Source organism: Mycobacterium genavense ATCC 51234 (assembly GCF_000526915.1).
In the GTDB taxonomy this organism is placed as follows: domain Bacteria; phylum Actinomycetota; class Actinomycetes; order Mycobacteriales; family Mycobacteriaceae; genus Mycobacterium; species Mycobacterium genavense.
Genome location: NZ_JAGZ01000003.1, coordinates 1 through 26298 on the forward strand (window position 1 = coordinate 1; position 26298 = coordinate 26298).

At 66.5% G+C, this 26298-nt stretch carries 12 protein-coding genes and 10 pseudogenes; 10 read left to right on the forward strand and 12 right to left on the reverse strand.

Going from position 1 to position 26298, the window contains the following annotated elements:
- The first annotated feature begins 54 nt into the window (after positions 1-54).
- A pseudogene (locus T428_RS26430) lies at positions 55-1473 on the forward strand (HNH endonuclease signature motif containing protein).
- On the opposite strand, the gene T428_RS30975 reads toward T428_RS26430, so the two are convergent.
- The 3 genes from T428_RS30975 to T428_RS30980 are packed head-to-tail and all read right to left on the reverse strand — an operon-like array spanning position 1470 to position 6292.
- Positions 1470-1961: a hypothetical protein gene (locus tag T428_RS30975; RefSeq protein ID WP_025736027.1), complete on the reverse strand. Its 492-nt coding sequence runs from the start codon at positions 1959-1961 to the stop codon at positions 1470-1472. The pseudogene T428_RS26430 and the gene T428_RS30975 sit on opposite strands and share 4 nt — an antisense overlap.
- Positions 1962-1986: 25 nt before the next feature.
- Positions 1987-5433, reverse strand: coding sequence for a cation-translocating P-type ATPase (locus tag T428_RS26440; RefSeq protein ID WP_051465159.1), 3447 nt, complete (start codon positions 5431-5433; stop codon positions 1987-1989).
- A complete protein-coding gene (locus T428_RS30980) occupies positions 5360-6292 on the reverse strand; it encodes a hypothetical protein (protein ID WP_156942893.1) in 933 nt (310 codons plus the stop codon). Before T428_RS30980 ends, T428_RS26440 begins: the two co-directional genes overlap by 74 nt.
- Positions 6293-6646: 354 nt before the next feature.
- Here T428_RS30980 and T428_RS26445 point away from each other — a divergent pair, with 354 nt between their 5' ends.
- The 5 genes and pseudogenes from T428_RS26445 (at position 6647) to T428_RS26450 (ending at position 12159) form a co-directional block, all read left to right on the forward strand.
- The gene (locus T428_RS26445; protein WP_025736028.1) at positions 6647-6964 is read left to right on the forward strand and encodes a hypothetical protein; all 318 of its coding nucleotides are present in this window, start codon (positions 6647-6649) and stop codon (positions 6962-6964) included.
- Positions 6965-7090: 126 nt separating this feature from the next.
- Positions 7091-8119 carry a hotdog fold thioesterase gene (locus T428_RS0107775; protein ID WP_025736029.1) on the forward strand — a complete coding sequence of 343 codons (1029 nt, stop codon included), beginning with the start codon at positions 7091-7093 and terminating at the stop codon, positions 8117-8119.
- A gap of 76 nt (positions 8120-8195) precedes the next feature.
- Positions 8196-9401, forward strand: a complete 1206-nt coding sequence (locus tag T428_RS0107780; RefSeq protein ID WP_025736030.1) for an amidohydrolase family protein — start codon at positions 8196-8198, stop codon at positions 9399-9401.
- A gap of 203 nt (positions 9402-9604) precedes the next feature.
- The gene (locus T428_RS0107785) at positions 9605-10036 is read left to right on the forward strand and encodes an anti-sigma factor antagonist (RefSeq protein WP_025736031.1); all 432 of its coding nucleotides are present in this window, start codon (positions 9605-9607) and stop codon (positions 10034-10036) included.
- A gap of 160 nt (positions 10037-10196) precedes the next feature.
- Positions 10197-12159, forward strand: a pseudogene (locus tag T428_RS26450) (SpoIIE family protein phosphatase).
- Here the strand turns inward: T428_RS26450 and T428_RS26455 are convergent.
- The 6 genes and pseudogenes from T428_RS26455 to T428_RS0107825 all read right to left on the reverse strand — a co-directional run bounded on the left by T428_RS26455 (position 12156) and on the right by T428_RS0107825 (position 18232).
- Positions 12156-13311 (reverse strand): annotated as a pseudogene (locus T428_RS26455) (acyl-CoA dehydrogenase family protein). The pseudogenes T428_RS26450 and T428_RS26455 overlap by 4 nt on opposite strands.
- Positions 13308-14459, reverse strand: a pseudogene (locus T428_RS26460) (acyl-CoA dehydrogenase family protein). Before T428_RS26460 ends, T428_RS26455 begins: the two co-directional pseudogenes overlap by 4 nt.
- Positions 14460-14557: 98 nt before the next feature.
- The gene (locus tag T428_RS0107810; protein WP_025736034.1) at positions 14558-15523 is read right to left on the reverse strand and encodes an alpha/beta hydrolase; all 966 of its coding nucleotides are present in this window, start codon (positions 15521-15523) and stop codon (positions 14558-14560) included.
- Between the two features lie 147 nt (positions 15524-15670).
- Positions 15671-16516 (reverse strand): annotated as a pseudogene (locus T428_RS26465) (amidohydrolase family protein).
- Positions 16517-16838: 322 nt separating this feature from the next.
- Positions 16839-17885: pseudogene (locus T428_RS26470) on the reverse strand (amidohydrolase family protein).
- Between the two features lie 5 nt (positions 17886-17890).
- Positions 17891-18232 carry a Rieske (2Fe-2S) protein gene (locus tag T428_RS0107825; protein WP_245604837.1) on the reverse strand — a complete coding sequence of 114 codons (342 nt, stop codon included), beginning with the start codon at positions 18230-18232 and terminating at the stop codon, positions 17891-17893.
- A 210-nt stretch (positions 18233-18442) separates the two neighbouring features.
- Between T428_RS0107825 and T428_RS0107830 the strand changes: the two are divergent.
- Positions 18443-19186: pseudogene (locus T428_RS0107830) on the forward strand (cytochrome P450 family protein); the annotation flags it as partial.
- On the opposite strand, the pseudogene T428_RS34240 reads toward T428_RS0107830, so the two are convergent.
- Together T428_RS34240 and T428_RS0107840 are read right to left on the reverse strand one after the other, a co-directional pair.
- A pseudogene (locus tag T428_RS34240) lies at positions 19185-19346 on the reverse strand (thioesterase II family protein); the annotation flags it as partial. The pseudogenes T428_RS0107830 and T428_RS34240 sit on opposite strands and share 2 nt — an antisense overlap.
- 483 nt (positions 19347-19829) lie before the next feature.
- Positions 19830-21278 carry an FAD-dependent oxidoreductase gene (locus T428_RS0107840; protein ID WP_025736037.1) on the reverse strand — a complete coding sequence of 483 codons (1449 nt, stop codon included), beginning with the start codon at positions 21276-21278 and terminating at the stop codon, positions 19830-19832.
- Between the two features lie 204 nt (positions 21279-21482).
- Between T428_RS0107840 and T428_RS26475 the strand changes: the two are divergent.
- The 3 genes and pseudogenes from T428_RS26475 (at position 21483) to T428_RS26480 (ending at position 25484) form a co-directional block, all read left to right on the forward strand.
- Positions 21483-21909, forward strand: a pseudogene (locus tag T428_RS26475) (hypothetical protein).
- Positions 21910-22262: 353 nt separating this feature from the next.
- The gene (locus T428_RS0107850; RefSeq protein WP_025736038.1) at positions 22263-22661 is read left to right on the forward strand and encodes an MmpS family transport accessory protein; all 399 of its coding nucleotides are present in this window, start codon (positions 22263-22265) and stop codon (positions 22659-22661) included.
- A pseudogene (locus T428_RS26480) lies at positions 22658-25484 on the forward strand (MMPL/RND family transporter). The gene T428_RS0107850 and the pseudogene T428_RS26480 overlap by 4 nt, the downstream one beginning before the upstream one ends.
- Before the next feature lie 4 nt (positions 25485-25488).
- Here the strand turns inward: T428_RS26480 and T428_RS0107860 are convergent.
- Positions 25489-26271: a 3-hydroxybutyrate dehydrogenase gene (locus tag T428_RS0107860; RefSeq protein ID WP_025736039.1), complete on the reverse strand. Its 783-nt coding sequence runs from the start codon at positions 26269-26271 to the stop codon at positions 25489-25491.
- Positions 26272-26298: the final 27 nt, after the last annotated feature.

A 26298-nucleotide genomic window follows, 5' to 3' on the forward strand; every position in this document is an offset into this window, starting at 1 on the left:
CTATAATCGAACACGTGTTCGACGGGGGATGCCGATGCGGCGGTGGTGGAGCGGATGTGGGCGGCGGCGCTGGCGGAGAACCGGGCGGCCGGGGCGCGGTTGACGGCGATCGGTGAGCTCGACGTGCTGCGGCTGCGCCAGTGGGGGGAACGAGAGTCCTGGGTGGCCGATACCTGGGCGGCCATCTCCGCCGAGATCGCCGCCGCCCTGGATATCAGCCAGGGGTTGGCGTCGAGTTATCTGAACTATGCCCGCGCGCTGCGCATGCGGCTGCCACGCATCGGTGCGCTGTTGCTGGCCGGCGACATCAGTTAGGCGACGTTTCAGACGATCGTGTACCGCACCGACTTGATCACCGACCCCGAGGCCATGGCCACCGTCGACGCCCACCTGGCGGCCAAGGTGCGTCACTGGCCCTCGATGACCCGCGCCCAACTGGGTGCGGCGGTCGATCGCGTCGTCGCGACCACTGACCGTGACGCGCTCCGGCGCACCCGACAACAGCAGGCCGACCGCGAGGTGTCCTTCCACGACAGCGGCAACGGGCTCAGCGAGATCTTCGGCCGCCTACAAAGCCCTAACACCCACCTCGTCGACGCCCGCCTAACCGCCCTAGCCCAGTCGGTGTGTCCGGCCGATCCGCGCACGCTGGCCCAGCGCCGCGCCGACGCGATGGCCGCACTGGCCACCGACGCCGACCGGCTGCTGTGTCGCTGCGGACAACCCACCTGCCCCGCCGCCACCACCACAGCACCCAGCCCGGTACTCATCCACGTCGTGGCCACCCAATCCACCCTCGATGGCAGCGCCCCCGCACCCGGCGCACTGATCGGCACCGACGTACTCATCCCCGCCGAACTGATCGCCCAACTGGCCGCACAGGCCACCCTGCGACCACTGGTCCACCCCGGCAACGCACCAGCCGAACCCCACTACACCCCCACACCCGCGCTGGCCGACTTCGTCCGCTGCCGCGACCTGACCTGCCGATTCCCCGGCTGCGACCGCCCCGCCATCGACACCGACCTCGACCACACCATCCCCTACGCCCACGGCGGCCCCACCTGCGCGGCGAACATCAAATGCCTATGCCGACTGCACCACCTGATCAAAACCTTCTGGGGATGGCACGACCGACAACTACCCGACGGCACCATCATCTGGACCTCCCCGGCCGGGCGCACCCACATCACCGCCCCCGGCGCCGCCCTACTATTCCCAGCCCTATGCGCCCCCACCGGTGAAATCACCACACCAGACCCGCCCCACCCCTGCACCGACCGCACCGCCATGATGCCCCGACGCCGCCGCACCCGCACCCGACGCCGCTACGACTACATCGGACTACATCGCCGCCGAACGACGCCGAAACCACGCAACACGCCAAGCACACCAACCACACCAACCAGCCCACCCCCAACACAACTCACCACACCGAGCCACCCACCCGACGACGAACCCCCACCCTTCTAAGCGTGGTGACCGAAGCAGTCTTCCAAGACTTCGCCGACGGCCGCCAGGGAGCGGCTGGAGTGCTGCTTCACCAACACGTGCCCGCCCAGCACCACGATAGCGATCGGGAGTTCGACGGCTCCAAATGCCAGCAGCGCGGCCAGTCCCGCGACATAGACGATGTCGTGCTTGTCGGGCCGGTGGAACTTTCCGATGATCGGCAACTCGATCGCCCGTGATTCCAGCTCCCGCAAAGTTCGCAGGGTCCGGGCGCGCTTGGAGTTGGGGTGCGCTTCGGCGTAGGCGGCCCACCGTTCTGCGAAAGTCGTTCCCGACCGCAGCTCTTCCTGCAGCTCTTCGTGCAGTTCCTCGTGGAGTTCGTCGTGCAACTCGTCGTGCAACTCGTCATGCAGTTCGTCGTGAAGCTCGTCATGCAGCTCGTCATGCAGCTTGTCCGAGTCGGAATCAGTTGTGGCCGTGCTGTTTTGCTCTTCGTCCAGCGTGGTCATGTCAGTCACTCTCCGTTGTAGTCGGTTAACCGGCGGGTGTGAGTTCCAGTTGGGGTGCCCGATCACCCTTGGCGCCGTTGCCGCTATCCATGCCGGGGATTTCCTGGGCCCACGCGGTGAGTGACCCCACCATGTTGTTCAAAACGTTGTCGGCCTCGCCGCCGTACTTGGAGACGCGTTTGCCGATCATCGACGCCATTCGGATCAACAGGTCCGGCTTGGCGGCCGTGAGCACGGTCAGGGCCACGGCGGGGACAACCCCTTCGATCCACCCCAGCGGACCCAGCGGCATGCAACCGACGAGCTGGCTCAGGCCCGGAGTAGTGATCAGGGCGCCCATCGCGACGAAGGTCCCGACGACAGTGCCGACCACGAGCGGATCGCGTGAATCCAGCAACGTCTGCCCGAGCTGCGTGGTGACCAGGCCCACCAGACCGATCGTCACCGCACGCTGCGGGGCGGCGCGGGTGAAAGTAGCCAGGCTCCACGAGGTGCTCGCTCCGATCGTGGTGGCGGCACCGCGGTTGGCGACCGTCTCCATCAGGTCGTCCATGTTGATCCCGCGCTCGGACGGCGGCCGCATGTTGCGCACCGCGCTGACCGCAACGGCCGTCGTGGGGAACACATCGGTAAGGATGTTCACCAGCAGGATCTGCCTGGCCGTCAGCGGCGCCGTGCCCCGGACCATCGTCCCGTACATGTTGAAGGCCACTTCACCGGCGTTGCCGCCCAACAACATTCCGACCGCGGCCTGCGCCTGCTGCCACAGCCGGTGGCCTTCTTCGATCGCCTCCAAGAGGCTTCCGACGCGCCCCTCGGTCAACACCACGTCCGCGGCGCCGCGGGCCGGGTCGCTGCCGTGCGAGGACACGCCCACGCCCACGGCCGCGGCACGGATGGCCGCGGCGTCGTTGGCGCCGTCGCCCACCATCGCGGTCACGACCCCGGAATTGCTGATCTGCTGGACGATTTGGACCTTCTGCTCGGGCGACATCCGCGCGTAGATCACGTTCGTCTTGACGACCTCGGCACGCTCGGCGATCGACAACCGCTCCCAGCGCGCTCCGGTGATGATGCAGTCCTCGGGAACGTCGAGCCCGATCTCGTGGGCGATGGCGCGGGCGGTGGCCGGGTGGTCACCGGTGATCACCCGCACGCCGATGTCCCGTTTGGCCAACCCGAGCAGCAGATCGCGTGCGTCCGGCCGCGGTGTGTCGGTGATCCCGAGGAAGCCGAGCAGGCGAAGCCCGTTGCGGCACAACGGTTCCAGGCTCTTCTCCTGCGCGATGTCGAGCTCGTCGTCGGTCAGTGTCTTGTCGGCGACCGCGATCACCCGAAGGCCCTGCGTCGCCATGCTGTGCACGTGCTCCAACAGCTCCTCGCGAAGGTCGTCGTCTTGACCCTCGACGCACGCCGAGAGGACGATTTCCGGTCCGCCCTTGACCGCCAGGGTGTCGCCGTCCAGCCCGGCCGCGTAGGCCCGGCCGGCACGAAACGGCAACTCGCGGTCACGCTTTGGCTGGCTGCCGGCCCGGTTGACCACCGCGGCATCCGTGGCCTGCAGCGGAGCGTGTTCGGTGATCGCCACCGGGGTCGCCAGCGCCGCACGTTCGAGAATCACGTCCTCGTCGAAACCTGGCTGCGCGGACACATTTGTCACCACCAGCCGGTTTTCGCTGAGCGTCCCGGTCTTGTCGAAACACACCACCTCGACACGACCCAGCGTCTCGACCGACCGCGGCGCCCGGACCAGAACATTGCGCTCGGTCAGTCGCCTGGCCGCCTCGCGCTGGGCCAGCGTCGCCACCAACGGCAGGCCTTCCGGCACCGCGGCGACCGCGCAGTACACACCGCTGGTGACGGCCTCCCGGATGCCCGATCCCCGCAGCAGCGCGGTGGCGATCACGCCCACACCACCGGTCAGAGTCCAGGGCAACACCTTCGCCGTCACCGAGGCCAGCTGCGCATGCAGCCCGACCTCGTCGCGCCGACGGGGGGCCAGCGCCATGGCCCGACCCGCGGCGGTCGTATCGCCCACCGCGACGACCACCGCGCGGCACACCCCGCTGAGCACGGTGGAGCCCTCGTAGATCATGCAGGCCCGTTCCGCGAGCGGACGGCCCGGCGTCGGTGCGGGGTTTTTGGTGACCGGCAACGACTCACCGGTCAACGACGATTCGTCCACCTCGACGGCCACCGCGCTCAGCACCCGGGCGTCGGCGGGGACCAGCTCGCCGGCCCGGACCTCGATGATGGTGCCCGGCCGTAGTTGCTCGGTGGGTATCGGGTCGAACTGGTCGGGGCCTGTGGCGATGCGCGTGGGCGGCGTCTGGGCGCTGAGCATCCGGTTCAGCTGGCGCTCCGAGCTCAGGCGCTGTGCCGCGGCGATCGCGGCGCTGCCCACCAGCACGATCCCGACCAGCACACCGTCCATCGGCGAACCGACGAGCGCGCTCGCCATCGCCCCGGTGGCAAGGATCGGGGTGAGCGGATCCTGCATCTCGTGCCACATCGCGTCGACGACATCCCTGCCGCTGTCGGCGAATTTGGCGGCCAGCGCCTGCATCTGGGTCTTCGGCAACTGCGCCACCGCCGCGACGGAGCCGGCGGAGTCGGCGAGCTCGGGCCACAGCACCCGAACCTGTTCCTGGGCCTGATCGGTGTCCAGCGCATGCCATTCGGTGTCGGTGGCAGCGGCCGGATCGGGCTGCCTGGCCACCCCCCGCCCGATCACGTACCCGGGGATCAGCGCGATGGCGGCGGCCGCGATGCTCGGGCGTACGCCCGCGGCCCGCACCCCCGGCAACAGCGTCAGCGAGCCCAAAAGGGTTCCAGCAGCAGCTAACTCGACACCTCGCCGCGCGGCCGACTTGGCCGCCGGGATGGCGTCGATGATCCGGCACGCAACCTTCAGATTCGGGATCAGGACGTCGGCCGTCCACGCGGGCGCCGCCCGGCCGGCGGGCCAGACCCCCAGCGCCAGGTCCGCGGCGGCGAACGCGAGCCGAAGGTCACGCCCGACCACGGCGACGATCTTGCCGTCGGCCTGCAGTTGCCGAACCGCGCCGAAGATCGTCACATCCACGCCGTCGTCGTCGACGGGCAGCAGCTCGTCGAACGTCCCGCGCAGGTGCCCGGTATCGGCCTCATCCACCGATATCAGTCTGAGATCGGCGGCGCGCGCCGCTGCCATCAGCGGTTCGGCGTACGGATCCGCGGTGCGCGCCACCACGACCTCGAGGTCATCCAGTTCCGGCAGCTGGTGCGCGGGTGACAGCGAGCAACCGGTGTGGACTCCGGCGCCGAGCAGGCCGTCGTTGATATCCGTTTGGGCGCACTGCCACACCTTGGTGCGGAGTTCGCCGTCGACGCCGCGGATCTCGGCGACCCGCAGCGTCTCACCGATCAGCACCGCGGGCTCGATGATCAGCACGTCGATTCCGTCGAGGCGCCGGATCGCGTCGGGTCGCATCACCAGGCGTGTTGTGGTGGCGGCTCAAACCGGCGCAGAACGTGGTGGCGAACGACTCCCGGGCGTAGTTGAGCGCCCGCGGTGCGGCGACGATGACCGCCTCGCTGGCGAGCATCGCGCCGCCGCTGACGGACAGGGCGATGGCGCCGGCCAAGCCCGCCGCGGTTGCTGCGCGGGCGTAGTTCTCCGACGCGGTGTCCGGCACCGGGTGGGGCCGCCGTATTTCCGGGTGCGGCTCGCATTCGGCGTTGAGCGCCAGGTTGGGTTCGTGTTCGTTCCAGGCTTCCACCGCGGACAGCGCCTCTATGAGGCGCAGGCTCCGAAGGCACATGTCGGCGGCGATCACCGACGGGGTGTGGCCGAGGGATTGGGTGACGGCGGTGCCCAACGCAAGCAGTGCGTCGGCACGTCCCCGCCCGAGCGCCCGCTCGAACACCCGGCGCACATCGGGCTGCGCCTCGGCAAACGTCGTCGCGGCGGCGAAGGCGCGCGGCAACCGCGGCATCCGCGTGACTTGCAAGAACGCGGTCACACCCAGCGACACTGCCTTGGCCCCAAGCAGTCCCATCCGGTTGACGACCTCCGCGCCATCTCCGGGAATGTCGAACTCCGGCGGCCGGGCGGGAGTCGGCGCCGTGAACTCGTCGGATGGCCCGCTTCGATCGGACCGCTCGGTGAACGCCCGCTCGATCGCCTCCACCATCAGCGCCAAATCATTGACGCTGGGCCCGTTTTCATCGATGTCGACGATCAGGCGGGAAAGCGGCCAATTCACCTGGGTGCGCGCAACGCCGGTGGTGCTGCCGATCGTCCTTTCCAGGACGGTTTCGTACTCGGACGAGTCGGCCCCCTCGGGCATGCGCAGCTCGATCCAGCCCCGGCCATTGCCGGACCAGCGGCGGCGGGGACGTTCTCCGCCTAGCAACTCAGCTGCCGCGGCTGCGCCGCCTGCGACCACCATACGAAGCCCCGAGACGACCGGCTCGATGACCATAATTGTGCTTTTACGTCCTCTCGTCACAGTTAGTTTTGACATCGCAGATTCACGCAGCAGATTCGTCGAAGTAGTACATGCGTGCTACACCGTAAGGACTCAGAGGATCCAACAACGCGAATTAGAGAATCCGAAAAGCAAACGGACGACAAATTATTGGCCACACGCACAACAATTTATTGGCCACACGCACAACAATTCGAATCTTGGGAGGGCACAGTGACGCTCATCGAACGAGCCACCAAATCGGCGAACTCGGTTGCCGACCAAACGGTTTCGACGGTTAGCCAGATCGGGACCGCGGTCGCGGAGGGCGTCGTAGTTACAACACGGGACATTCGCACCGGTATGCGAGAGGGAAGCATCCGCCCCCGGACGGCCGTCATCGCCGCGACGGTCGGCCTGATCGCCGTCGTCGAATGGCCCATTCTGCTTGCGGCCGGCGGTGTCGCCCTGCTCGCCAGCAAACTGCAGAAGCGGACGCCCCAAGCGGAACCCGACACCGAGATCGAAGCCGAGATCGTCACCGCCGAATAGCGCTGGGTCCGCTCCCGAAACGACCCGGCCGCCTCGACCCCGGCCGACCTCTGACGGCACGCCGGTCCGCACGGTAACCTCATTCTCGTAGCGCACGCATGCGCGACGGAAGGGGACATAGCGCACATGACCGCCCCCAGCGACGACGCCGAAGTGACCCGCGGCGACCGCTTCATCAAGACGGCCGTGGAGATCCTGGGCGAGACTGGACGCACCGACTTCACCGTGCAGGAGGTCGTCGCCCGCTCCAAGACCTCGTTACGGGCCTTCTACCAACACTTCAGCAGCAAGGACGAACTGCTGCTCGCGCTGTTCGACCGGACCATTTCGCAATCCGTGCTGACCTGGCGCACCGAGGCCACCGGCCTGGACAGCACGTCCGCGCTGAAGCTGGTGATCGACCGCATCAGCCAACAACCGGAATCGAGCACCCAAGACAGCCTGAACCGGGCGCTCGGCCTCTACAACCAGCATCTGGCCGATACGCGACCCCGCGAATACGCCCGCGTGCTGTCCCCGCTGTATCAACTGATCCGCGACATCGTCGGCCAGGGCATCACCGAGGGGGTGTTCAACCCCGCCCTAGATGTCGGTGCGTCGGCAGCCATCGTCATGCAGACGATGATGGGCGCACAGCGATTGCATTGGCTGGGCGCCGAATTGAACGGAACACCGGTCGACACCGGCCAGCTGTACGACTTCTGCAGCCGCGCGCTGGGCATCCGGGACACCGACGACGACACGACCACGCCGTCCCTGGCGGAGTTGTTCGCCGCGATCGGCATGCGCGCGGGTTCGCGCAATGGCGAATTCGCGATGACGATGCCGGTGAGTCCGCACGTGGTCAACACTTCCGGGGCGCTGCAGGGCGGCCTGATCGCCACCCTCGTCGACGTCGCGGGCGGCCAGTACGGCCTCGATTTCCTGCAGCCGGGCACCACGATGACGACCGCGGATCTGTTCGTCCGCTACCTGCGCCCGATCCGCCTGGGCGCGGCGTTCGCGGTGCCCCGGATGCTGCGCGCCGGCCAGCGGGCGATGGTCATGCAGGTCGACATCTACGGCGACGGTGACGACGAGGTCGCCGCGACGGCGCCGGTGAACTTCGCCATCATCAACGGCGCGACACCCAAGGCTCCCCGGGCCGACACCTGACGCCGGTACACGTAGTTGCGCAAGAGTGGTAACGTCATTACCACCTGAAGAGAATCCAGCCCTCAAGGAGGTCGCCATGCCGTCTCGCGAGCTTCCGTTCCCCGTATTCGACGCTGACAACCACATGTACGAGCCCCAGGAAGCGCTGACCAAGTTCCTGCCGGTGAAGCGGAAGAACGTCATCGACTACGTTCGGGTGCGCGGCCGCACCAAGATCGTGGTGCGCGGCCACATCAGCGAGTACATCCCCAACCCCACCTTCGAGGTGGTGGCCCGTCCGGGCGCCCAGGAGGAGTACTTCCGCCACGGCTCGCAGGGCAAGAGCTACCGCGAGATCCGCGGCGAGCCGATGAAGGCCATCCCCGCGTTCCGTGAGCCCGCCGCCCGCCTCGAAGTGATGGACGAGCTCGGCATCGACTACGCGCTGATGTTCCCGACGCTGACCAGCCTGGTCGAGGAGCGCATGAAGGACGACCCGGAGATGACCCACGACGTCATCCACGCGCTCAACCAGTGGATGCACGAGCAGTGGTCGTTCAACTATCAGGACCGCATCTTCGCAACCCCGGTCATCACCCTGCCGATCGTCGACCGCGCGCTCGAGGAACTGCAGTGGTGCCTGGAGCGCGGCGCCCGCACCGTGCTGGTCCGCCCGGCGCCGGTGCCCGGCTACCGCGGCAGCCGGTCGTTCAGCCTGGAGGAGTTCGACCCGTTCTGGCAGGCCTGTGTGGCCGCCGAGATCCCGGTCTCGATGCACGCCTCCGACAGCGGCTACTCCGAGCTGCTCAACATCTGGGAGCCCGTCGACGAGTTCCTGCCGTTCAAGCCGCCCGCCTTCCGCAGCCTGGCCATGGGCCACCGCCCCATCGAGGACGCGTTTGGCGCGCTGATCTGCCACGGCGCGCTGACCCGCAACCCGGACCTGCGGATCCTGTCCATCGAAAACGGCGCCGACTGGGTGCCGACCCTGTTCAAGGGCCTCAAGGGTGTGTACAAGAAGATGCCGCAGGCATTCGCCGAGGACCCGATCGAGACGTTCAAGCGCTGCGTCTATGTCAGCCCGTTCTGGGAGGACCGGTTCACCGAGATCGTCAACATGGTCGGCACCGACCGGGTGGTCTTCGGCTCCGACTGGCCGCACCCCGAGGGCCTGAAGAACCCGATCAGCTTCGTCGACGAGCTCTCCGACTTCAGCGACGAGGACAAGGCCAAGATCATGGGCGGCGAGTTGATGAAGCTGATGAAGGTCTCCGCGCCGGCGAAGAAGCCGGTGAACGCCTGATCCGACCGTAGGCACCGCCCGCCTCCGAGCGACTCGCCACTACCTGTCGCACGGCGACGGGCGCTGTTATATGTCCTGGTCACCGGCGCGACTATAGACGCGGCCTGCGGACTTGCTATAGAAAAGAATCTTCCCTCCGAACACGGATGTCGCCTCCCGGCATCCCGCACGGTCCCATTGAGGTGACCCGTTAGGAGCGCACGATGAACCTGGCTTCGGTTGAGTCGTCAGTGACCAGAGTGACGCTGAGCCCTCGGCTGGTTTCTGAGCTCGGGAATCCACATAGCACCTTGCGGGCGGCGACCCAGCGCAGTGGCGCGGTCGTGATCATCCGCGCCGGCGGCGAGGTCGATGCAGCCAACGAGCACACCTGGCGACGGCTCGTCGAGGAAGCGGCCGCGGTCGCGACCCCGCCGGGCCCGTTCATCGTTGACATCAACGGCCTCGAATTCATGGGTTGCTGTGCGTTCGCCATGCTGGCCACCGAGGCCGAGCGGTGCCGCGCCCGCGGCGTCGCATTGCGGCTGGTCAGCTGCGATCCCGGTGTCGCCCGGGTGGTCCAGGCGTGCCATCTCGACAGGGTGTTGCCGCTGCATCCGACGATTGACGCCGCGCTTGCCACCACGGTGGCCTGACTGCGTGTGCCGAAGGTCACGGACCGTTAGCAACCTGATGCACGAGGCACCCGGGCGCCATTGCTAATCTAATTACTTGCGTGTGTCGAATAGACACGCGCATTCTCGGTCCACACAGGTCCATATAAGGCCCGCAGGGAGGCTCAGGAGGGACGGCCATATGGTGGCCGAAAAGGACTGGGACAAGATTGTTGGTGCGGCTGACGACGTGCGCCGCATCTTCGAGAAGGTCCCCGCGATGCTGATCGGGCTGCAGGGGCCCGAACACCGCTTTGTCGCGGCCAACGCCGCCTACCGCGCGCTGAACCCGGCGTTGAATCCGGTGCGCATGCTGGCCCGCGAGGTCTATCCCGAGTTGGAAAGCCAGCAAATCTTCCAGATGCTCGACCGGGTCTATCAGACCGGCGAGCCGCAATCCGGGACCGAGTGGCGGCTACAGGCCGACTTCGAAGGAACGGGACTCGAGGAGCGCTACTTCGACTTCCTGGTCACCCCGCGCCGTCGCAAGGGCGAGAAATCGAGGGTGTGCAGATCATCTTCGACGACGTCACCGACCGCGTGCAGGCGCGACTGGCCGCCGAGGCGCGCATCGAGGAACTCTCCGAGCGTTACCGCAACGTCCGCGATTCCGCCATCGTCATGCAGCAAGCGCTGCTGGCCTCGTCGGTACCCGTGGTCCCCGGTGCCGACATCAACGCGCAGTACCTCGTCGCCACCGAGGACACCGCGGCCGGCGGCGACTGGTTTGACGCGATACCCGTCGGGGATTCGGTTGGTGCTCATCGTCGGCGACGTCGTCGGCCACGGCGTCGAGGCCGCGGCGGTCATGTCGCAATTGCGTACCGCGCTGCGCATGCAGATAGCGCAGGGCCACACCATCACCGAGGCGCTCGAGGCAGTCGACCGCTTCCATGAGCACGTGCCGGGATCGAAGTCGGCGACGTTGTGCGTCGGCTCGCTCGACTACGCCACCGGCGAATTCCAGTACTGCACCGCAGGCCACCCACTGCCGCTGATGGTGACGGCCGCCGCGACCGCGCGCTACGTGGAGCCTTCCGGCGCGGGTCCGCTCGGCAGCCGCGCCGGGTTCGGCGTGCGCAGCGAAATGCTCGACATCGGCGACTCGATCTTGCTCTATTCGGACGGTCTGATCGAGCGTCCCGGACGTCCGCTGGGCGCCAGCACCGCCGAATCGCCGACCTTGCCGCCAACATCGCCGCCGGCGCCGGCGGGTTCGTGATCGATGCCCCGACGCGGACCATCGACCGCATCTGTTCGGAGACACTCGAATTGCTGCTCCGGTCAACCGGTTACAACGACGACGTCACGTTGCTTGCCGTGCAGCGCCGCACTCCCCCCGCGCCGCTGCACATGACGCTGGACGCGACGATCCACGCCGCACGCACCGTGCGTTCCCGGCTGCGCGGCTGGCTCTCGGAACTCGGCGCCGACGCCGACGACATCTCCGACGTCGTACACGCGATCTCCGAGTTCGTCGAGAACGCCGTCGAACATGGTTATCGCACCGAGGTTTCCGACGGTGCCGTCGTCGAGGCAGCGCTGTCCGACGACGGCAACCTGCATGCCTCGGTGATCGACCGCGGACAGTGGAAGGATCATCGTGAAGGCGAACAGGGCCGTGGCCGAGGGCTCGCGATGGCAGAGGCATTGGTTTCCCAGGTCCTCATCACCCGCAGCGACACCGGGACCACGGCCAGCGTGACGCACCGACTGACACGACCGGCCATTTCGTCACCGACACGATCGTCGGCCGCGCAAGCTACCGCCGCGCCGTCGACAACGAATTCTCCTCAACCGTTCGCGAGGCCGGCCACATCGTGGTCAGCGGCGACGTCGACTCCAACACCGCGACCACCCTGGATCGCCTGATCGCGGTCGAAAGCCGTTCGGGCATAGCGCCTTTGACGATCGACCTGAGCGCCGTCACCCACCTGGGGTCCGCCGGTGTGAGCGCGCTGGCGGCCGCCCGGGACCGGGCGCTGCGTCAGGGCGGCGAATGCACGTTGATCGCCCCGCCGGGAAGCCCGGCGCATCACATCCTGTCGATGGTCCACATCCCGGTCAGCAGTGGCGATAGCGAGAACGTCTTTGCGCAAGACTAGTTCTTGCCGTGCCGCACCTGGTTGAACGGCGGCCCCCGGTCGGCGGCGTATTCGCGCGGAAAGCCCAGCACCCGCTCCCCGATCACGTTGCGGGCCATCTCCGTTGTGCCGCCGCCGATGGCCACACTCTGCCGCACCAGGTACCGCAGTCCGGTGTCCAGTCCGGCGCCGATCTCGCCGACCACGCCGTCGGCTCCCGCGATCGCCAGTGCGGTGTCGACGTCGGTTTGCACGGCCTCGGCGTGGAACAACCTGATCAGGGTGCCAGCCGACGGGGGCAGCACCCCGTCGCGGACATAGCGGGACACGTGGTCGACCAGCTGGTCGGCGACCGCGCGATGCACCAGTGCCCGCCCGGCCAACTCCCGCACGCGTTCGTTGTCGGCCTGACCGGTCTTCTGTAACAGGGCAACGTAGTCAACGGGATTGGCGTTGCCGCCCTCGCTGCCGCTGCCGCTGGCGAACTCCGAACCCTGGCCGACGGCCCGGCGCTCGTGATACAGCTGTCGCGAGGCCACCGCCCAGCCGCCGTTGACCTCCCCCATCACGGCGTCGTCGCCGACGTCCACGCCGTCGAAGAATTCCTCGCAAAACTCCGTCGACCCACTGAGCATCGTGATGCGGCGCAACGTGAGGCACAAGCCGTAATCGGCGGCGAACGCACTGGTGCTCCAGGTCTTGGCGCCGTTGATCACCCAGCGGTCACCGCGCCGTTCGGCACGGGTGATGACGCCGGCCAAATCCGAGCCGCCGCTGGGTTCGCTCAGCAGTTGCACCAACACCTCGTCCCCGCGCAGCGCCGCGGCGATGTGCTGTTTCTTCTGCTCCTCGCTACCGGTGTCGAGCAGCGTGGCACAGCAGATGGTGAACGTCGGCACGTTGAGGATCACGGCATCTCGTAGCGCAGCGACTCATCGTCGAACGCCTTTTGATAGGCGTAATCCAGACCCAGGCCGCCGTATTCGCGGGGAAAGCAGATGCCGGCGATCCACCTTCATACAGCCGCTTTTGCAGTTCCCGGGCCCGCTTCCAGGCGTCCTCGTCGTCGCGCGGCGCGGGCGGCGGCGAATCGGGGTCGATGGGCGGCATGTTGTCCGCCAGCCACGCTCGGGCACGGGCGGCGAACTCGGCAACGGATTCCGTCGGCGTCATTTCGCGGAACACTCCCAGTCATAGACGCGCAAGTTGTGTTCTTCCGGCGTGCCGAACATGGAGCGGTACAACGTGACTCGCCTGAGATAGAGGTGCAGGTCGTGTTCCCAGGTGACGCCGATGCCGCCATGCATCTGCACACAACCTTGCACGATTCGCCCCGCCATCTCCGAAACGTAGGACTTGGCGATGCTGGCCGACAGGCCCGCGGTCGGTGCGCGGTCGGCGACGTCGGCAACCGCCGCGGCGGTGGTGGCGCGGCACGCTTCCAGCCACAGCTTCATGTCGGCGAAGCCGTGTTTGAGCGTGGTAGGACGCCAGCGGGCGGCCGAAGGTGTGCCGGTCCAGCGCCCGACCGACGGTGAAGTCGAACACCGTTTGCACGACGCCGACCACCTCGGCGCACTGCAGCACCTGGGCGATCTGGCTCTGCCGGTCGATCAGCGCGGCGGTCTCGGCCGCGCTGCCGATGGCCGCGGACGAGTCCACCACCACCCCGTCGAAATGCACGCGCGCGTACTGCTTGACCAGATCCACCGACTGCTGGGGCTCGACCCGCACGCCCGGGGCGTCCGTCGGTACCAGGAACTGGCGGACGTCGGCGCCGCAGCGCGCCACCACGAGCAGCAGCCCGCTCTGGGCGCCGGCCTCGACGCGGTCCTTGATGCCGTCAATGCGATAGCCGGCGGCGGTCGCGGTGGCCGTCACCGCCGGGTGCAGCGGGTCCCAGCCGCGACCCGGTTCGGCGACCGCCCACGACGCCACTGTTTCGCCAGAGATCAGCGACTCGATGACGCCCGCGTGCGCCCGCGCCTCGGCGGATTCGGCGAGCGCGGTGAGCACGACGCTGACCGGGTACAACGGCCCGGGAGCGACGGTTTTGCCGAGTAACTCGGCAACCGTGGCCAGATCCGCGAGGCCGTTCTCCGAGACGCTGCCGCCGCCTAGCTCCTCCGGAACCAGCAGTCCCGTCCAGCCGAGTTCCGCGGCGCGCCGCCACCAGGCCGGGTCGAAGGAGGCCCCCGCGGCGTGCAGTTCGCGGACGCGGCTCAGCGGCGCTTCCTTCTGCAGAAAGGCGCTTCCTTCTGCAGAAAGGACTGGGTTGTCGAGATTAAGAGCGCCTTTTCCGGCGAGTCCACGGCGGTCACGACGCCGACCGGCCCTTGCGCAACATTCGGTCGCCGCCAAGAATCACGTTCTCGATATTAGCAAATGCCAATACCGTAAGCGTTACCCGGCCGAGCTGTTACATCGCGAACACCCGGCGCACCGATTGCGCGTGCAACGCCCGGTTCGCAACCGAGACAACCCAATCCGGCACCAACGAGTCAAAGCCGTTGAATGTCGCTGCGATCACGTGCAATTCGGTGTGGACGAAGGCATGCAGCAGCCGGTTGGCGTAGTCGATGGCCTCGTCGCGGCACGGGTCGATCTCCGAGCAGCTGATGAAGGTCGGCGGCAGCCCCTCCAGGTTCGCCCGGTGCGCCGGGACGTATTGGCCGCTGGCGCTGGCGGGGCCGAGGTAGTGGCCCCACGCCCGGCTCACCGCCGGACCGTTGAGACCCGGCGTGCGCTGAAATTCGCGGCGCGACGGCGTGGCATCGCTGTCCAGCATGGGCTGGTGCAAGATCTGCATCAGGATCTGCGGGCCCTCGGCGTCGAACATCCGCTGGGCCAGGCTCGCGACCAGTGCGGCACCCGCATCCCGGCCCATCACGGCGACGCGGCTCGAATCGACGTCCAGCTCCGCGCAGTTGCGGAGCACGTAGTAGAAACCCGCCTCGACGTCGTCGAGTGCCGCCGGGGCCGGATTCTCCGGAGCCAGCCGGTAGTCGACGGAAACCACCAGGCAACCGCCCTCGCGGGCCAGCTCAACGCACGCCGCGTGGTCGGTGTCCAGGTTGCCGGTCACGAAGCCGCCGCCGTGGGCGTAGACAAGCAACGGCGCTCCCGAATCGCCCTCGATGCGGCCCCGGTAGAAGCGGAGGTTGAGCTGCCGGCCGCCTGGGCCGGAGATCGAGCGCGATTCGACGGTGACGCCCTCGGTGTCGACGGCCGCGGCGCGCTCCGCGGCAAGCCGGTTGGCCTGCTCCCGCTCGGCGGCCAGTGTCTCGGCACGGAATTCGACGATGCCCAGCTCGCTCGCGGCATCGCGCAACACCGGGTCGATGCGGTTAATGCCTTGCGGGCGGGTCAAATCCGTTTGCGTCATACCGTCTCAACTTCCGGGGCGATGGGGCTGGCTGTCCTCCGGGCACGGCGATAGGCCATGTCGGAAACCATATTCAAGGTAGACCCGGCCGACCGCCGGGTCTCACCCAGAGCCCTCTGCGCGGTGCGCGGACCGCGCCTGGCCGGCTCAGCCCTGCGCAGTGGCGGCGCCAGGTCGCTCACCGGGCAGCGCCGGCACGGTCGGCGGCAACCCGTACAGCGCCGTCGCGTTGCCGCGCATGATTCGCTCCCGCTGGTCGGCGGGGAACCGATTGATCGCGTACGTCGGCGAGTCATAGCTCCAGTGCGGATAGTCCGTCGAGAACATGAGATTGTCTCCCAGGTCCATCATTTCCAGATCTTCGCGAAACTCTACGGTGTCGACGTCTTCCAGGGGCTGAGTGGTGAAGCGGACATGCTCGCGGACCTAATCCGACGGGCGACGCCGCACCTGCGGAAGGTCGCCGCGGCGCGCCTCCCAGATCCGGTCCATCCGTGACATCACCGGCATCGCCCAGGTGAAGCCGCCCTCGACGAAGACCACGCGCAGATCGGGATGCCGATCAAACGCGCCGTCGAAAACCAGGCTCATCAGGTGCGACACATACAGCAGCGGCCAGGACGCGAAGAAGTCGTGCCAGTGCGCGGGATTGCCGACCGGATACAGCGGGATCAGTTCGAACGGCGTCTGCCCCATCAGGTGGGTGGCCACCGGCAGCCCGTTGCGTGCCGCGGCTTCGTAGAGAGGATCGAAATACGGACTGCCGAAAGGGATTCCGCGGGTCTGCGGCGTCATCAGCACCTGAGCCATATAGGGATGGCCCGCCCATCGCTCGACTTCGCGCGCCGCCTGCTCCGGCGTCTGCGCGCTGACGCTGATCGACCCGCGCCAGCGGCCGTGCGCGTTGTGCTTGTCCAGCCACACGTCGGCGAGCCAGTCGTTATAGGTGGGCTTGAGCACGTGCTCAGCCTGGGGCAACTGCGCGTCGCACATCGGCTCGAGCGAGGCGATGCTGACGCCGGCGTCGACCAGCAGTTGCTTGGCGGCGAAATCCGGGTCCTGCCGACGACCCCGCCGCCCGGCGGCCACGAGTCCATCCGCAGCGACGACGTCTTGTACGAATCCGGGGTGTCGTAGAAATAACCGACGGGGCTGACCGCATTTCCGGTGGGCCAGATCTTGTCGACCCACTCGGCCGGTGCGTACGACTTGAGCACATCGGTCGAGACCGGCAGCGGGTGGACGTCGGTGTCGACGATGGTGACGGCGACGTGGTCGTCGCGACCGGTCTGCGGTTCGACGCGTTCGATTGTGGTCATTGCGCTCGCTCCTTAGCCTCAAGCCCGTAAAGCTCGCTCGCGTTTCGCCACAGCACCTTGTCGCGCTGGGCTGCGTCGAGGTTGTCGGCCAACATCGACGGCGGCGACGTGGACCAGTGGGGGTAGCTCGATCCGTACATCACCAGGTCGGATTTGCCGGTGAACTCCATCCAGCGCGGCGCGTGGCCGGCATCGGGCGGTCCGTCCAACGCCGATGAGCAGAACCGGACATGGCCGGGCAGATATTCGCTGGGATAGCGGTCGAACCAGGGGGTTTGGTCGCGCATCGACAACCAGAAGGTGTCCAGCCGCCACATCAGCGGGGTGAGGATGTCGTAGCCGCCGTCGGCGAAGACGAATTTGAGGTTCGGCAGCCGGCCGAACACGCCCTCGACGATCAGCGTGGCCAGATGCACGAAATAGTTCAGCGGCATGAACGACGCATAGCCGGGTTAGGTGTGCGCGTGCCCGGCGAACGTCGGAGCGTGGTCGACACCGTTGCCGCCGTTGATGTGCACCGCGACCGGCAGACCGTGGGCCGCGGCGGCCTCCCAGATGGGTTCGAACATCGGTTTGCCGTACGGCTCGCGCGACTGCATCGGGATCCCGACTTGCACCAGCTTCGGATGGTCGGCGAGGCGTTCGATCTCCGCGACGGCGTCGCGGGGATCCTCGGGGTTGACCTTGATCGTGCCCCGGAATCGGTCGGTGGTGTCGGGCTCGAGCCAGCGATCGAGCAGCCAGTCGTTGACCGCGGCGCAGATGCTCGTGTTGAGCAGGTAGTCGGCGATGTTGCCGCGCGTCAACGGGTTCAGGATCGCGTAGTCGACCCCGGCGTCGTCGAACAAGTGGCGACTCACGGTGGCGGGGTCCGACCCCGGGTAGTGCTCGCCGTAGAGGTCCGCACGGTAGTCACCGCTCGGCGCCTGGTACCACTGCTGCTCGACATCGGGTACCGCCCGCAGTCGATGGGCGGCGGGCAGGTAGCGCCGAATCTCGGCGTTGTAGCGGAAGTGCGGTTGCACGTTCGCGTCGATAACCATGGGGCTCATGCGGTCAGGTACACCTCGCCGTCGCTGACATCGACCGGGCAGGTACGGACACGACGACTCGGATCGCCGACATTGCGCCCGGTCGTCACATCGAATTCCCAGTTGTGCCAAGCACATCGGACGATCTGCCCGTCGCGAACCCGGCGTATCCCGCCGGGTTCGTTCGGCGCCGATTCGGTGGTACCCGCGAGCAGGCCCAGGCACAGCGGGGCGCCCTCGTGCGAGCAGTAGTTCACGATCGCGTACAGCGCGCCGTGCACGTTGTACACGCCCACGCCGAACTTGCCGACGTCGACCAGTTTCATCCCGCCGGGCGGCAGCTCGTCGAGGGAACACACGAATCGCCGCTGGGCCACTTGAGAATCACCGCCTCCTGGACCTATCCCAATCAATACTGAGCCCATTACGGTAATCACCACAAGTGATTGGGCTTCGTTGCTATTTATACTATGATAGCGACAATCTGCTCACAGGCCCGCCGAAGATGCCGGGACGGTCGGGAACCGACCTGCATCAACGGCCCTACCGGTTGCTCAGGAGGAGCGCTGATGCCGTTAAGCATCTATTCCGTCGGCGAGCCCGTCACCCTCGACTTCACCGGTGAGGCCAGCCCCTATCCGTTCTACGAATACATGCGGCGTACCGATCCGGTCTGGCACGGCGCGCTGGGGGATCACTCCCAGATGCCCGAGGAGCTGCGGCCGAAAGACGAGTGGGTGCTGTTCGGCTATGACGGTGTGTTTCAAGCCTTCCGCGACGATCGGATCTTCACGTCGGCCGCCTATGACAAGACGATCGGGTTGGTCATGGGGCATACGATCCTGGCGATGGGCGGCAAGGAACACCACGACCACCGCAGCCTGGTGGCCAAGGCCTTTCGGGCCACCGCGCTGGAACGCTGGGAGCCCTCGGTCATCGGTCCGGTGTGCGATCAGCTGATCGACGAGATCAAACACGACGGTCAGGCCGACCTGGTCAAGGCGCTGACGTTCGAGTTCCCCACCCGGATCATCTCGGCGCTGCTGGGCCTGCCCCCGGAGGATCTCGACATGTTCCGGCGCCTGTCGCTCGATCTCATCTCGATTCCGACCGACATCGTGGCCGGGCTCAACGCCGCGACCGAGTTGCACGGCCACTTCCTCGAGCAGGTCGAGCAGCGGCGCCGCAAGCCGACCAACGACATCATCGGCGACCTGGTCACCGCCGAGATCGACGGCGAGAAACTCACCGACGACGCGATCATCGCCTTCCTGCGCTTGCTGCTGCCCGCCGGGCTCGAAACGACCTATCGGTATCGCCGCCGGTGGCCAGCACCCGATAGCTCGCCGCGGCCGCTCCGGCGTGCGGAAACACCACCGTGGCGCCCACGGACGGCTGCGCGGCGCGGCCCGGGACACGCTTGATCCAGGACGGAAACGTCGACGGCCTGCTGATCAGGTCACGGAACGTCATCGCGCTCACCGGACCACAATGTCTGCGGCGCGGGAAGCTGCGGCTACTGTCGGGCCGGCCGTCGGCATCCTGCGGCCGAGGCCCTGACACGCCAGGTTGTCGGCTGGCTGAACAGCGTCGACGCCGAGCAGGTCGCCTACCTCCGCACGGATGTCCTCCGAGCCCGCCGGGGCACGCACCACGAGACCTCCCTTAAATAGCAAAGGCTATGCCCTATCCTCTCTCGCTACGCCGTTGCTACCAAGCCCCCTCTAAGTCGCGTGATCCCGGACACAGCGGGCGCCGCGGAGAATTTCGTGTTGTTCCCCGTCTTCCGCCTGCGATTGGGCGGGCCTCCCCCGGGCTTCATCCTTGCCGACGCGGCGGGGCGCCGCCCAGACCACGCCGGACGCCCGGCCGGCAAATCGGACACCGAGTGTGCTGGCGGATTTCGGCGTGCACTGGCGGCGGCGTCAGCGCACCCGCGACGCGCCCACCGGGCGGCTAGTAGTTCAGCCCGGAGAACATGACCCGGCCCGGGTCATACTTCTGCCGCACGGCGGACAGCCGGGGCAGGTTCTGGCCGAAATAGCGGGTCGGCGGCTGCTTCGCCTCGATGTAGTTCACGTAGCCGCCGACCGAATACGGTTGCACCGCTTGGTGTGCCGTGGCGAGCCAGTTCGTCGCCGCCGCCGCATCACCGGTCTCGACGTACCACTGCACCAGCGCGGCCTGACGGCGCCACGGATAGGCGGTGGCACCCGGGGCCACGGTGGCCAGCGCGCCGTCCAGGGCGTGCATGATGGCCAGCATGCAGCCGGCGCCGCGCGGAAATGCGTTGACGGCGGCGGCGATTCCCTGCGCCGCGGCCGGCGTGAGGCTCTGGAAGACATCCGACCCGCCGACGTAGCCCAGTGGTTGCGGGTTCAGGTTGTTGACGGCCAGATACCTGACCAAGTCCATGCGGTTGAACGTGTGGTTCTCGATCCCGGTCGGTTGCAGGCCGACCGCGGCGGTAACGGCCTTCGCCACGCCGGGACCCGATCCGGCCGGGCAGGTCGCCATAATGCGGCAGCTCGTCCCGAATCCGTCGGTGGTGCTGTCCGCCAAGGCCCAGCTGTTGCGGTCCGCGGTGCGCAGCCAATTGGCCCAGCCGACGAGCACATGCGCGAACGACTGCGGCGGGAAATTGAGGTTCACCGCATCGACGTCGTGGGTTGCGAACGTGTTGAAGGTCAGCGACGTGGTCACCCCGAAGTTGCCGCCCCCGCCGCCGCGCAGCGCCCAGAACAGGTCGGGGTTGCTGTTGGCGGACGCGGTGACCAGCTGACCGCCGGGCAGCACCACCTGCGCCGACGTCAACTGGTCACAGAGCAATCCGGCATGCCGGGAATCGGCACCCATCCCGCCGCCCAGGGCGTGACCCGCGGCGCCCACCGATGGGCAGGTACCCGTGGGCAGCCCCCGGCCGGCCCCGGCCAGGGTTTCGTGCATCGAATACAGACTCGTCGCCGGCGTCACCGTGACTTGCCCGGTGGCGGCGTCGTAGTTAACGCCCCCGGGCAGCTGGCGCAGATCAAACACCATGACGCCGTTGGCCGTAGAGGCACCGATGTAGGAGTGTCCACCACTGCGCGGAGCGACTTTGAGGTGATTGGCCGCGGCGAAAGCCATCGCCTTTTGCACGTCTGCCTCCGAGGTCGGGGTGACGATCGCCGCCGGCGTCAAGCCGTTGTAGTTGGTGTTGAAAACCTGCTTGGCCGCACCGAATTGCGGGCTGTCGGGGAGCAACACCTTGCCACCGAGCGCGGACGAAAGACCGTCCCAGCCAGTGGCATTCGGCGCAGCGGCAGCCGGGGTCGAACCCATCCGCCCGGTACCGAACACCGCGCCGGCCGCCAGCGCTGTGGCGGCACCGCGCAGAAAAGTCTGCCGCGAGATCTCACGCGCCATCGTCGCGCTCCCGCGATTGCGTCATGTCCCGCATTGTTAAACCGGGCGATCGGCGGCATCGCCCGACGTGCGGCGCCATGACCGAAACGAGCCTGAACCGTTACCGCCCCCTGACCAAACTTTGCCAGCGGGATTTCGCACCGCCCCGGCGCCGGCCTACGCTAGTGACCGGTCGCGTCCATAACGGCTACGAAGGAGTGCGCGATGGATCAAGGCTTGTATGGACTGCTGACCGTCGTTGCCCTGGTGCTGGCTCTGGTGTTCGCCACCTTTGCTGCCGTCTATGTCAAACGTCTCGGGGGACCGACCCACCACTGCGATCAGCGACGAAATCGGAATCGCCCGAACGGTCACCACCAAGGTGCGCAAAGGCGAATCAATGTCGGCCGAAGAGCTGGACTACGCCAGGCAAATAATCGGCGTTCGCAGCTCCGTGATGGCGCTTTGCATCCCTGGCGCGTTATTCATGATCGGGTGTTTCTACGTGTTCGGCAGCCTTTACCACCTGCGCGGCGCGACGCCCTCCGAGCGGACATTCCTCGGGGTGTTCCCCATGTTCGCCTCGCTGAATTTCACGACCCAGATTCTCCGTAGCGTGCGGCTGAAAAGGCGGTTGCGGAAATTGTCGTGAGCAATTATATGGCCGCGACTCATGCCCGTTCTCACGCGCATTTTCCCGCCACCGGCGGCGTCAAAGGCAAAACGGCATGGTCATGGCGATTCGTGCGGAGCTGGGCGGGAATGGGCCCGACTGCATTGCGGTGAGCCCCGGCGGATGGCAACGTCCGTGGTCATCATGTTCTCGTATTGGCGCAAAGCCGCTACTCTTGACCATCAGTCCATCGCATTGAGCACATGACCGTCTACTATTTGGGGCGGCGTGTGGGTGGGGTGAGATGACAGCGCAAGGCCCGAACCGGAGTGCGAAAGGGTGATCGAGTGAGCCCTCGTTCGGTCGGCAGGACCGTCTTGGCACGAGTCTGGATGCCTCTGGTTGCCGTCGTCGCGCTCACCGTGGGCGGGGTGGCCATGTGGAAGGTGCATCAATTCTCCGATCCCCCGCCCGTCATCACCGTCAATCCGCCGGCGGCGCCGCCGGAGTTCAGCATCAAACGACTCACCTATGAGTTGTTCGGTTCCGTCGGGCAGGGCGGGATGCTGGTCTGGATGGACGTCAACGGACATCCGCACCGGGTCGACCTGACGACCTTGCCGTGGTCGCACACGGAGTCGACCACACTCACCGTGGTCTCCGGCAGCATCTCGGCGCAGGTCAAGGGCGGTCAGGTCGGCTGCCGGCTGCGGGTCAATGGTGTTGTCCGCGCTGAACAATCCGATACCCATCAGGACGCACACGTGTTCTGCCTGGTGAAGTCCGCATGAGCGAGCATCGGTCGGAGCCGCCGGCGAAGCGACCGCTCGTCCCTCGAATGGTCCGCATGTTCGCGATACCGATCATCGCCTTCTGGGCCCTGCTGGCCGTGTCGACGAACACCTTCATGCCGCAGGTGGAGCGGGTCGCCGAAGAGCTTGCGGGGCCGGTGGTTCCGCACTACGCGCCGTCGCAACGGGCGTTGTTGTCCATCGGCGCGAAGTTCGGGAGTCCGATTCGACCAGCTTGGCCATGATCGTGCTGGAAGCCAACCGGCCGCTGGGCGACGCCGATCATCAGTACTACGACGAGTTGATGCGCCGGTTCAAGCAAGACCCCAAGCATGTGCAGTACGCCATGGATCTGTGGGGCAAACCGATCACCGCGGCCGGGGCGCAGAGCCTCGACGGCAAGTGCGCCTACGTGCTGTGGCGGGCCGCCGGCGATATCGGCCAAATGCAAGCCAACGAATCCGTTGCGGCCGTTAGGGTTATCGTCGCGAAGGACACGCCGCCGCCCGGGCTCAAGGTGTACGTCAGAGGCGCCGCCCCGCTGGCCTCGGACACGGTGGCAATCGCGAATTCGAGCCTGAACGACATCACGATCGTGACGATCTTTCTGATCATCGCGACGTTGCTGCTGGTGTACCGCTCCATCGTCACGCTGTTTGTGCCGTTGGCCGGAGTTCTGTTCGAGATGCTGGTCGCCAAGGGGGTCATCTCAGCCCTCGGTCATCTCGGGTACATCGAGCTCTCGTCGTTCGCGGTAAACATCGTCGTCGCACTGACTTTGGGCGCGGGCACGGACTACGGCATCTTCTTGATGGGCCGCTACCACGAGGCGCGACATGACGGGGAAGGCCGGGAGCAGGCGTTCTACACCGCCTATAAGAGTGTCACGCCCGTCATCCTCGGCGAGGGGCTGACGATCGCGGGCACTTGCTACTGCTTGACTTTCGCGCGACTGAACTACTTCCACACCATGGGGCCGGCCGTTGCGATCAGCATGCTGTTCAACATCGCGGCGGCGCTGACCCTCGGTCCGGCCTTCTTGACCGTGGGCAGTCTCTTCGGGCTCTTCGACCCGAAAAGCAAGGCCAAGGCCCATCTGTATCGGCGGATCGGGACGAGCGTGGTCCGGTGGCCGGTACCGGTTCTCGCGGCCAGTACCACCGCCGTCATGCTCGGGGCGATCTTCGTGCCGACGTATCGGCAGAACTACGACGACCGCCAGTACCAGCCGCGCAGCGCCCCCGCCAATCTTGGCTTCCAGGCGGCGGATCGGCACTTCCCGAAGAGCAAGCTGTTTTCCGAGATGCTGATGATCGAATCGGATCACGATCTGCGAAACTTGGGTGACTTCATCTCGTTAGACCGCGCCGCCAAGGCTCTCGAACGCCTGCCCGGCGTCGCGATGGTGCAAAGCATCACCAGGCCGATGGGGCAGGCCTTGGAACATGCCACCATCCCGTACTTGTTCACCACGCAAGGCAGCGGTCTGGGCCAGCAGCTTCCGTTCAACCAGCGGCAAAACGCCAATACCCAAGAGCAAGCGGAGATTACGACGCACACGGTCGCGGTCTTGCGTAAGAGATCGACTTCTTCCAGACGATGTCGGACGAGATGCACAAAACGGTCCTCACGATGGAGGACATGCAAAAGGTCACCGACGAGTTGAGGGCAAACCTTGCCAATCTCGAAGACTTCTTCCGGCCGATGCGCAGCTATTTCTATTGGGAGAAGCACTGTTTCGACATCCCGGTCTGCTACGCGTTCAGGTCGCTGTTCGAGTCGATCGACGGCCTGGACAAGCTGGCCGACGATATCAAGGACGCCGTCTCGTCGCTCGAGGTCATCGACAAGACCTTGCCGCAGATCATCACGCAGCTGAAACTCACGGCCGACGACTCCGAGGCGCTGGCGTCCCTGTTGGTCAACACCTACGGACAGTCGTCTCTGCAGACCACGCAGACCGACCAGACCTTCGACGACCAGATCAATGTCGGGCTCGACTTCGACGCGTCGCGCAGCGATGACTTCTTCTACATTCCGCACGAGGGCTTCGACAACGAAGACGTCAAAACCGGTATGGCGCTACTGATGTCGCCGGACGGCCGCGCCGCGCGGATCATCGTGACCCACGAGGGGGACGCCAACGGCCCGGAAGGCGTCGAGCACGTCGAGCAGTTCCCCACGGCCATCACCGTGGCGCTCAAGGAGACCTCGCTGGCGGGCTCGAAAGTCTATATCGGCGGTTCCGGAGCGACCAACAAGGACATCAAGCAATACGCCGCGTCCGATCTGCTGATCGTGGCGATCGCCGCGTTCGTGCTGATCTTCTTGATCATGTTGTTCCTCAACCGAAGCCTGATGGCGGCCTTGGTCATTCCCCTCACGGTGGCCTTCTCTTACGCCGGCGCGTTCGGACTTTCCATACTCGTGTGGCAGCATCTGATCGGTCTGCCGTTGCACTGGCTGATTTTGCCGCTGACGTTCATCATCCTGGTGGCGGTGGGTTCGGACTACAACCTGTTGTTGATCCTGCGCGTAAAGGAGGCGTTGCACGCCGGAATCCACACCGGCCTGATCCGCGCCCTCGGCAGCACGGGCGGGGTCGTGACGTCCGCGGGTTTGGTGTTCGCGTTCACGATGTTGGCGATGCTGTCCAGCGATCTGCGGACGATCGGTCAGGTGGGTTCCACGGTCTGCATCAGTCTGCTGCTCGACACGCTGATCGTGCGTTCGTTCGTGGTGCCGTGCATCCTGCGGATCCTCGGGCCGTGGTTCTGGTGGCCGACGCTGGTGCGTAGCCGTCCGCTGCTGCAACGGGCGTAGCGCCTCATTGGGCGGTCCAGCCACCGTCGATCGAGTAGCTCGCGCCGGTGATGGTGGCGGCCGCCTCGCCGACCAGGAAGACCGCAAGTGCGCCAACGTCTTCCGGGCGGGTGAAGCGGGCCATCGGCTGCTTTTCGGCAACGAATTCTCGCTTGGCCTCGTCGAAGGACTGGCCCGTCGTGTCGGCGAACGCTTCGCTCTGCTGCTCGATCAGCGGTGTCAGCACACACCCCGGGCAGATCGCGTTGCAGGTGATGCCGTCCTCCGCGGTTTCGATCGCTACCACCTTTGTCAGTCCGACGACGCCGTGCTTGGCCGCGACGTAGGCCGCCTTCTGCGCGCTCGCCACCAGGCCGTGCGCCGAAGCGATGTTGATGATTCGGCCCCAACCGCGGCGTTTCATCCCGGGCAGTGCGCAGCGGCAGGTGTGGAAAACCGACGACAGGTTCGTCGCGATCACCGCGTCCCACTTGTCGACCGGAAAATCCTCCCGCTTCGCCACGAACTGGATGCCGGCGTTGTTGACCAGGACGTCGACCGCCCCGAAGGTCCGTTCGGCGTCGTCGATCATCTCGGCGATCTCAGCCGGCTTGGTCACATCGGCGCCCGCGTAGGCCGCCGTCACGCCGAAGGTCTCTTCGATATCGTGCCGCTGCTGCTCGATAGCGGCAGGGTCGCCGAACCCGTTGAGGGTCACGTTCGCGCCTTCTGCGGCGAAGGCCCGTGCGACGCCAAGACCGATACCTGAAGTGGAACTCGTTACGACGACGGACTTTCCGCGGATCATCAGCGGCTTTCCTTTCCTCAGCACTTC

Excerpts from the sequence above, each read along its gene's own strand:
- T428_RS30975 (WP_025736027.1), bottom strand. The coding sequence starts at position 1,961 with ATGACCACGCTGGACGAAGAGCAAAACAGCACGGCCACAACTGATTCC.
- T428_RS30980 (WP_156942893.1), bottom strand. The coding sequence starts at position 6,292 with ATGCCCGAGGGGGCCGACTCGTCCGAGTACGAAACCGTCCTGGAAAGG.
- T428_RS0107850 (WP_025736038.1), top strand. The coding sequence starts at position 22,263 with ATGCCTCTGGTTGCCGTCGTCGCGCTCACCGTGGGCGGGGTGGCCATG.
- T428_RS0107785 (WP_025736031.1), top strand. The coding sequence starts at position 9,605 with ATGAACCTGGCTTCGGTTGAGTCGTCAGTGACCAGAGTGACGCTGAGC.
- T428_RS0107780 (WP_025736030.1), top strand. The coding sequence starts at position 8,196 with ATGCCGTCTCGCGAGCTTCCGTTCCCCGTATTCGACGCTGACAACCAC.
- T428_RS0107775 (WP_025736029.1), top strand. The coding sequence starts at position 7,091 with ATGACCGCCCCCAGCGACGACGCCGAAGTGACCCGCGGCGACCGCTTC.
- T428_RS26440 (WP_051465159.1), bottom strand. The coding sequence starts at position 5,433 with ATGCGACCCGACGCGATCCGGCGCCTCGACGGAATCGACGTGCTGATC.
- T428_RS0107840 (WP_025736037.1), bottom strand. The coding sequence starts at position 21,278 with ATGGCGCGTGAGATCTCGCGGCAGACTTTTCTGCGCGGTGCCGCCACA.
- T428_RS0107810 (WP_025736034.1), bottom strand. The coding sequence starts at position 15,523 with ATGACGCAAACGGATTTGACCCGCCCGCAAGGCATTAACCGCATCGAC.
- T428_RS0107860 (WP_025736039.1), bottom strand. The coding sequence starts at position 26,271 with ATGATCCGCGGAAAGTCCGTCGTCGTAACGAGTTCCACTTCAGGTATC.